The sequence below is a fragment of the Alcanivorax sp. 97CO-5 genome (assembly GCF_000524665.1).
Lineage (GTDB): Bacteria > Pseudomonadota > Gammaproteobacteria > Pseudomonadales > Alcanivoracaceae > Alcanivorax > Alcanivorax borkumensis.
The window spans coordinates 36,654-42,934 of record NZ_KI965884.1; the positions used below are offsets into that span (position 1 = coordinate 36,654).

Genomic DNA, 6,281 nt, shown 5'->3' on the forward strand with positions numbered 1-6,281 from the left:
TGCCTTATGGTTTTCCTGGTTTTGCCAGCCATTCGTGCCCTTTCAGCATCATGGAGAAATAGATGCGCGGCATGGCGTAGCGCTTGAGCCACCACATGCTGGTGCGAGCCACCGCGGGTTTGAGTGGGAAGGTGGGTTGCAGTTTGCCGCCATAGCCGAACTCGGCCATTACCACCTTGCCCTGTTCCACGGTGAGCGGACAGGCGCCGTATCCGGTGTAGCGGGCGGGCATGGGGCGGTCGGCGAGGTGGGCGAGCAGGTTTTCTGCTACCACGGGCGCCTGCTTACGCACCGCGGCAGCGGTTTTGGCATTGCTGGCGCCACACACATCCCCGAGGCTGAATACATTGCCATAGTGGGGGTGTTGCAGGGTGGCTTCATCGACGGCGACCCAGCCGCTTTCATTGGCAAGCTCGCTGTCGCGGATGAATTCCGGGGCGCGTTGTGGCGGCACCACATGAAGCATGTCGAAGCATTCGGTACGCTCAATGGTGCTGCCATCTTCAGCGGTGTCGCGGAAGGTGGCGGTCTTCGTTGGGCCCTCTACGGCAATCAGGGTGCTGGTGAAATTCAGGTTGGCGCCGTAGCGCTTTACGTATTCCATCAGCGGAGGCACAAACTTGGAAACGCCGAACAGTACGCCCCCAGCATTGTGAAACTGCACGTCAATGTCGCCTAGGTAGCCCTGTTTCTCCCAGTGATGGCAGGACAGGTACATGGCCTTCTGTGGGGCGCCGGCGCACTTTATGGGCATGGCCGGCTGGGTAAACAGGGCGCGGCCTTGCTTGAGCAATTGCACGCATTCCCAGGTGTAGGGCGCGAGATCGTAGTGGTAGTTACTGGTCACGCCATTCTTGCCCAAGGTCTCTTCAAGACCGGCAATGGCTCCCCAGTTCAGTTCTAGGCCGGGGGCCACCACTAGGCTGCGATAGCTCAGATGCTGGTGATTTTCCACAATGACCTGGTTCTGCTGCGGCAGGAAGCCCGTCACCTCGCTGCGAATCCATTTGGCATTGGCCGGTATTAGCGAAGCGGTGGAGCGGCAGGTATCTGCGGGGTTGAAGCAGCCGCCGCCCACCAGGGTCCAGGCGGGTTGATAATAGTGGCGATCGCTGGGTTCTACGATCGCTATCGATAGGGAGGGCTTGCGTTTGAGCAGGCTGGCCGCCGCCGCGAGGCCGGCAGCGCCGCCGCCCACAATCACCACATCCCAGACAGAGTCATCAACTGGCATGGGCATTCTCTTAGAGTGCGTTCAGGGGGATTTTCAGGTAGCTGATGCCATTGTCTTCCTCGGGCGGAAGGTGCCCGGCGCGCATGTTGATCTGCACCGATGGCAGGATTAGGCGCGGCATGTCCAGGGAGGCATCGCGGGTTTCTCGCATGGTGACGAACTCTTCTTCGCTGACGCCTTCATGAACATGAATGTTGTGTTTGCGCTGATCACCCACGGTGGTTTCCCAAACGAATTCTTCGCGGTTCTCTGGTAGGTAGTCGTGGCACAGAAACATGCGGGTTTCGTCCGGCAGAGCGAGTAACTTCTGAATGGAATGGTATAGAGTGCGAGCATCTCCACCGGGAAAATCGCAGCGGGCGGTGCCGTAGTCTGGCATGAACAAGGTGTCCCCGACGAAGACCGAATCGCCGATCACGTGGCTCATGCAAGCCGGGGTGTGCCCAGGCGTGTGAATGGCTCGAGCCTGCAGATTCCCTACTTTGTAAGTCTCACCATCCTTGAACAGATGATCGAACTGACTACCGTCGCGGGCAAACTCGGTGCCGGCGTTAAAGATCTTGCTAAAGGTTTCCTGCACGGTGCTGATGTGCTCGCCAATGGCCAGCTGGCCACCTACCTGTTGTTGAATCCAAGGTGCGGCGGAAAGGTGGTCAGCATGGACGTGGGTTTCCAGCAGCCAATCCACGGTGAGACTTTCTTGTTTCACGTAGTTAACGATTTGCTCGGCACTGGTGTGTCGGGTGCGACCCGCGCTGGGGTCGTAATCCAGTACAGAGTCTACGATGGCGCAGTGGCGGCTTTGCGGGTCGGTGACGACATAGCTGATTGTATTAGTGTCGTGGTCAAAGAACGCTTTGACTTCAGGGCGTGACATGGTGCTCTCCCGTTAGGATGCGACAATGACACTGTTATAGGCTGGCCGGAGAACAAAGTCAAATTAAGGAATAAGCATATATCATAATGGAATATTGGGCGATGTCCTGATTCGGCCCCGCCACCCTGCCCACACCATTAGGCAGGCCAGCAGTAGCCAGGGCCATACCCCCGTGGCCATGAATGGAGTGGTGCCCTGGCGGGGCTGGTACTGGCTGAGCAGCACGTCGCGCTCGAATTGTGGCAAGGCATCCACTACCTTGCCGTGCTCGTTGATCACTGCGGTGACCCCATTGTTGGTGCCGCGTAGCAACCATCGGCCGGTTTCCAGGGCACGCATACGGGCCATCTGAAAATGCTGCAAGGGGCCGGCAGAGGTGCCGAACCAGGCATCGTTGCTGATGGTCAGCAGCACATCGGCGTCGTGGCTGCGGTCGGCCACCAGTTCCGGATAGAGAATTTCATAGCAGATAAACGGGGCGATGCTGTGCCCCAGCGCCGTCAGATTGGGTTGGCTGGATTTTCCGGGGGTAAAGCCAGACATGGGTAAATCGAAAAATGGAATTAGCCCGCGTATAAGCGATTGCATGGGCACGTATTCGCCAAACGGGACCAGTTTTTGTTTGTGGTAAACCCGTTGGCGGCCATCGCCGGGATCAAGCGGGATGGAGGCAATGCTGTTGTGGTAGGTCACGCCACTATTGCTGACCGTACGCCAGGGAACCCCGGTGATGAAACCGCCGTTACGTTCGGCGATTTTTTGTCCTTCTTGTTCTACGAATTCGGATACGTTTTGGTAAAAATTAGTGAGCGCTGATTCTGGCCAAACTACCAGGGTGTCGGCGGGAATATCCCGTGTCAGGTCTTGATAGATCTGCTGGGTTCGTTCTCGCATGGACAGCTGCCATTTGAGGTCCTGGGGGATATTGCCCTGTACCAGCGCAACTTTCTGGGCAGACCCGCTGGGTTGGGTGAAGGTGAGAGTGTGAGAGACCGCAGTGAGAATCAGCACGGCGCTGGATGCGACCAGCCCGGCGTACCCGCCTCTGCGCCAGTTAGTCAGGCGAATAAAACAGGCGCTGATCAACACCGCGCTAAGGGTCAACAGCCAGACTCCGCCTATGGGGGCCAAAGTGGCGAAAGGGGAGTCGATCAGGGCGTAGCCAGCATATAGCCAGGGGAAACCGGTCAGGAGTACGCCACGCAGCCAGTCCAGCAGTAACCAGATACCGGCAAAGGCCAGAGCCGAACGTCCCAGCCGCCAGCTGGCGTAAAAAGTGAGGCCGTAAAACAAGGCCAGGAAAGCCGCAAATAGCCCGGTGAACGGAATCGCCATCCACAGTGGCATGAAGCCGTAGTCGTGCATGGAAACATGCACCCAGGAAATACCGAAAGCGAACATGCCCAGCCCGTACAGCCAGCCACGTAGTAATGCTTCGCGGGCAGAGCTCGCCTGCTGCTGGCACCAGTAGCCCAGCCCGATGCTGACAAACAACAGAGGCCAGAGATCATAGGGGGCAAAAGCTAGGGGGAAGAGCAGGCCGGCAATCAGAGCCAGCAGACGATCACGCATGGATATCCTCGTTTCGTACTGGCGAGCAGGCCGCCTGGCAGTTTGGACTAGAGTCAATGCAATAATACGAATAAAGTAGCAGAAAAATATGCTTTTAAACCGGCGGGGGCAAAGTTGAAAGCTCAAAGTTAAAACACGACTTCGCGCTTGTTGTCAGCCGAAATCGGTCTGCGCTGCGGATCACCTCGAACGATTAGCGGCTAGGCTACCGGTCATGGGGAGGAATCTCCCGCGCGTTTGCACTTTGAACATTCAACTCGACCCTGCCCCCTAAGCCGGGATGACAAGTCTGGGGGCATCATAGTGAAACACCCATGCAAGTACCATCCGGGAACGGAGGCGCTGTGGTATTGCGCCTATGATGGATTGTATCTGTGTCAGCAATGTGTGGATGGGGATGAGGACCACCGCATGGAGGCTCGTTGCTTACTGTGCAACCATGATCTGTTGCCGGCGGTACAGAGCCAGGTGGGGCCGTTGTGGCAGCGTCTTGGCCGTTATCTGCGCCTGCCGTTCTCGTTACCGCTGCTGCCGCTGTTGGCCATTTGGCCGGTGCTAGCCACGTTGTTGCCCCCGCTATGGGTAATGGTACCGGTGGCATTGGTGGCGGGGTTGCCCACTTTCGTTTTTTCAGCGGCGTTGATGACGTTGCGCGCTGGCCCTCGCAAAAGCCGCAAGGCGGCCTTTCCCGGTTGGGATTGTCTTGCAGAGAGCGCTTCCTGGAAAAGTGCCCTGTGGCAGGCCTTACCCGCATCGCTGGTGATTGGCCTTGCCGCACTTTTGATGGTGGCGGTATCGGTGCCGGTGGGTTTGTTGGTCGCGGTGATTGGCATGCTGCTGGTGCCTGCCCTGTGGCTGGCGGTGTTGGTGCAAGGTGCAGAGCCCGGCGCCTATGCGGCGGTGGGCAACTATATCGTGTCTGCCCCTCGGGATTACGCCGTGGCAGCGGGGTTTGCTTCGTTGGGCTGTGTGTCGGTAGTGGCGCTGGTGGGGGTGGCCGTGGATGTATTGCCGTTGCCTTTGGTACAGGGGGTAGCCGGTTTGCTGGCGGCTTGGTGGTGGTTGGTTTTGGCGGAAATGTGTGGCGATATTGCGGCCCGGCACAGCCGGCTGTGGGGCCTGAATCAGGGGGGGCGGCGTGTCACTCTGCCATTGGCTGAGCGTCGGCAGCGCGCTCAATTGTGTGCTGGTCGATTCGATAAGGTGTTGCTGACTACCTCAAAAATCATCAAAACCAAGAAAGCCACGGTGGCGGATTGGCAGCATCATGATCGGTTGTTGGCGGTGCTGGGTAAGGAGGATGAACGAATTGCCTTGGCAGAATCTTATCTAGATTGTTTGGTTGGCGCTCAGGCCTGGAGTGTTGCTCTGGAACTGGTTGCTCGGCAACGCCACCGTGATTCACAGTGGGTGCCCTCTGCGCCGGCGCTACGGTTGGCGTTGGCTGAGGGCGTTTATCCCCGTGACCCTAAGCTGGCGGTTGCCTTACTCAAGGAGCTCCACCAGAAATACCCTGAGTTTGCCGACCTTGGTGAAGCTTACCTGTTGCTGGCCAAGGTGCTGGCGGAGGCGTTTGGCCTGAGTGGCAAGGCTGAACAATATCTGCGTTATGTGGAAAGCCACTGCCGTGATGTTCGGTTACGCCAGAAGGTTGCGGACTGTCGGCTAGCCTGGGGGTGACGGGTGTGTTTCCGATTTCCAAAGGTGTCGAGTGTTGGGCAAGAGGCGTCAGGTGTTAAGTCGTCACGCCAGCGTTTTTGCCCGGTGTGTTAATCCTTCTTGAATCAGTCTGGCCCGCAGTTGGGCGATGGCGTCTGCCTTGAGCGAATGGTCATCCAGTTGCCGTGCCAGTTTCTCTGCTGGTTGAAATTCCTCGGCCCGGGTTAAGGTTTTCAGTAGCGTCCAGCCAACTGCGGCCGACAACGGTGCGCCGCTGCGTTGCTGGTACTGCTGCCAACAACGCGCCACCTGAGTGGCTTGTCCTTTTTCCGTTGCAGGAGAACAGAATAGTTGCTGGGCGGTGCTCTCCCAGGAGGCGTTATCGTTGAGTAATTGCTGCGCGGTGAATTGCCCGGTGAGCGCGTCGAAATGGTCCGGTTCGCGGGTAAGAACCTGTGCGAAGGCCGCATGGGCGGCATCGCCGTCTAATTGCCCCAGTGCATCCCAACCGCGAGTGAGTGAGGACAGTTGCTGCGGGTCCATGGGGCTGTTGTCATGCTGTTCTGGCTCGATGGGCTGTGGCTGCATGATCTGCACTAACAGTAGGCCTGCGATAAAAGCGGCAATGCCGGCACTGAGATTAGCTAAAAGTGGTGTGCTGAACAGCGCTACAGCGGCCATGACGGCTATGGGCAAGGGCAGCAGGGTGTAGGGGGAAACGGGCCGGCGTTGCCATTGTTTATGTTTGGGGTGCCAAATGGGGAGTTGCAGGGGGCTATGCTGCAGGCCAAAGAACGCGCCGAACCAAATCAGCAAAGGCGCTGCGGGGCCGTGGAAAGGAACTTGCCCGGGGCTGGCTAGCAGCAGGTAGCCGACGCCACTGACCAGGCAGCCGAGGATCCATAGTGCGAGTGTAATCCCCCCGAAAATTAATCGAGG

General features: G+C 58.1%; 4 protein-coding genes and 1 pseudogene. 1 reads left to right on the top strand and 4 read right to left on the bottom strand.

The features are described 5' to 3' along the window. Positions 1–4: 4 nt before the first annotated feature. From Y017_RS05825 to lnt, 3 genes are all read right to left on the bottom strand, one after another. The gene (locus tag Y017_RS05825) at positions 5–1,234 is read right to left on the bottom strand and encodes an FAD/NAD(P)-binding oxidoreductase (RefSeq protein ID WP_035459551.1); all 1,230 of its coding nucleotides are present in this window, start codon (positions 1,232–1,234) and stop codon (positions 5–7) included. Between the two features lie 10 nt (positions 1,235–1,244). Beyond that, positions 1,245–2,111 (bottom strand): MBL fold metallo-hydrolase, encoded by an 867-nt coding sequence (locus Y017_RS05830; RefSeq protein WP_011589220.1) that lies wholly within the window; start codon positions 2,109–2,111, stop codon positions 1,245–1,247. An 81-nt stretch (positions 2,112–2,192) separates the two neighbouring features. After that, on the bottom strand, positions 2,193–3,683 hold the full coding sequence (lnt, locus tag Y017_RS05835; RefSeq protein ID WP_035459553.1) for an apolipoprotein N-acyltransferase: 1,491 nt from the start codon (positions 3,681–3,683) through the stop codon (positions 2,193–2,195). 303 nt (positions 3,684–3,986) lie between these two features. On the opposite strand from lnt, the gene Y017_RS05840 reads away from it, so the two are divergent. Continuing rightward, entirely contained in the window at positions 3,987–5,363 is a 1,377-nt protein-coding gene (locus tag Y017_RS05840) for a B-box zinc finger protein (RefSeq protein WP_035459556.1), read from the top strand. A gap of 63 nt (positions 5,364–5,426) precedes the next feature. Here Y017_RS05840 and Y017_RS15315 read toward each other — a convergent pair. Further along, a pseudogene (locus Y017_RS15315) lies at positions 5,427–6,281 on the bottom strand (rhomboid family intramembrane serine protease); the annotation flags it as partial.